Origin of the sequence: Streptococcus sp. 3167, from assembly GCF_013277175.1 — a bacterium.
GTDB classification, from domain to species: Bacteria; Bacillota; Bacilli; order Lactobacillales; family Streptococcaceae; genus Streptococcus; species Streptococcus pseudopneumoniae.
In genome coordinates, this window is record NZ_VMML01000115.1 from 1 (window position 1) to 1,071 (window position 1,071).

The window sequence follows — 1,071 nt, forward strand, 5'->3', positions numbered from 1 at the left end:
GGGGATGAGGTACTACTATGAACACACTAGAAAAAGTCAAACAATGGTTTATTGACCGTGATTTAGAAAACGGTGGACGACTAGACAAGCAGTCATTAAAACTTAGCGAAGAGTTCGGTGAGTTGTGCGCAGGCTATCTCAAGAAGAATGAGAAGCTGACCAAGGATAGCATTGGAGATTGCGCAGTCGTGATTGTCGGTCTGGGATTGTTGAGCAAAGTGGATTTGGATAGTATTTTTGAAGAGTCGAAGAATGTTAGAAAGAACGATATTATGACATCATTCGCGTACGCAAATACATGTATTAGCAACATTCAAACAGAACAACATCTGAAACTTATGACCTTACGTATAAAATCATTGACTCTATTGATTGGTCATCTAAAATCAATCAGCAAGTCGCTAGGTTATGATTTTGAAGAGTGTTTTGAACTGGCATACCAAGAAATCAAAGATCGCAAGGGTCGTTGGATTGATGGCAGCTTTGTGAAGGAGGAGGATTTGGCATGACACCAAAATTTAGAGTGTGGGATAGCGTAGAAAAGAAATTCGTAGAACATTTTTTTATCACAGATAACGGCTTGATTTGCAACATGGAAAAACCAACATCGGACTCCAAACTTCTTATTCCTATCGAAAAGTCAGAATTGATCCTCATGCAATCAACAGGACTCAAGGATAAGAACGGGGTGGAGATTTTCGAGGGGGATGTGGTTTCTAGGAATAGTGGAATGCCCAGCGTAGTCAAATTTGGTAAATGGATTTATGAGGAAGATTTTGGATATAAAATAAAAAATATCGGGTTTCACCTTAATTCTAGTTATGATGATGAATGGTTTCAAGCTATGGACTATGAAGATATTCGCAAGAATTATGAAGTCATTGGCAATATCTACGAAAACCCAGAACTTTTGGAGGATAAGGAATGAACCCAGAAATAATTGACAATATAAACAAACCAAGCCACTACCAAGGTGCAAACGGTCTTGAGGCTATCGATGTTGTGCATAACTTCGTTGGGAACCTTTCCGGAGCGTCTGCTTTCTTTTGGGGCAACGCAATCAAGTATATG

Annotated in this window: 3 protein-coding genes; all 3 read left to right on the top strand. The window is 39.2% G+C overall.

Features of this window, described 5'->3' with window-relative positions; genetic code table 11:
- Positions 1-17 precede the first annotated feature (17 nt).
- Complete coding sequence (locus tag HT678_RS11185; protein WP_001093849.1) at positions 18-509, top strand: MazG-like family protein; 492 nt, start codon at positions 18-20, stop codon at positions 507-509.
- Positions 506-928 carry a YopX family protein gene (locus tag HT678_RS11190; RefSeq protein ID WP_138702291.1) on the top strand — a complete coding sequence of 141 codons (423 nt, stop codon included), beginning with the start codon at positions 506-508 and terminating at the stop codon, positions 926-928. Before HT678_RS11185 ends, HT678_RS11190 begins: the two co-directional genes overlap by 4 nt.
- Positions 925-1,071 (top strand): DUF3310 domain-containing protein (locus HT678_RS11195; protein ID WP_172925057.1); only part of this gene is annotated, 147 nt, incomplete at its 3' end. The genes HT678_RS11190 and HT678_RS11195, both read left to right, overlap by 4 nt.

Bases quoted from the DNA above. Each gene is read 5' to 3' on its own strand.
- HT678_RS11185 (WP_001093849.1), top strand. From the start codon at position 18: ATGAACACACTAGAAAAAGTCAAACAATGGTTTATTGACCGTGATTTA.
- HT678_RS11190 (WP_138702291.1), top strand. From the start codon at position 506: ATGACACCAAAATTTAGAGTGTGGGATAGCGTAGAAAAGAAATTCGTA.